Annotated in this window: 1 pseudogene; it reads left to right on the plus strand. The window is 40.2% G+C overall.

From position 1 onward, the window contains the following. Nucleotides 1-79: 79 nt before the first annotated feature. A pseudogene (locus DU475_RS23990) lies at nt 80-410 on the plus strand (efflux RND transporter periplasmic adaptor subunit); the annotation flags it as partial.

The raw sequence follows: 410 nt of genomic DNA on the forward strand, positions 1-410 counted from the left end.
GAGTATGTTTGTTTTAAGTTTACTGTCTTTGCTGCCATTAATAACCTATGCGCAAAATACAACCGATATGCATGGTAAGATGGACATGAAACAGCCTACACAAAAAAATGAAATTGTAATTGACCCAGTCCGCTTACAAGCCATTGGCATCACCTCAGAGCCAGTACGCCGTCAAAACATTGAAAAAACAATTCGCACGGTAGGACGGGTTGCGGTCGTTGAGAGTCTGGTTGCCCATATTCATGTGCGCTTTGATGGTTGGATAGAGAAATTATTTATCAATTTTACCGGTGAAAAAGTAAAGGCAGGGCAAGCCCTTTTTACAGTGTATAGCCCTGACTTGGTTTCCACCCAACAAGAATATTTACTTGCTCTCAATGCACAAAAAATTTTGAGTCAAAATACGACAT

This window comes from Rhodopseudomonas sp. WA056 (genome assembly GCF_010906995.1).
In the GTDB taxonomy this organism is placed as follows: domain Bacteria; phylum Pseudomonadota; class Alphaproteobacteria; order Rhizobiales; family Xanthobacteraceae; genus Rhodopseudomonas; species Rhodopseudomonas palustris_G.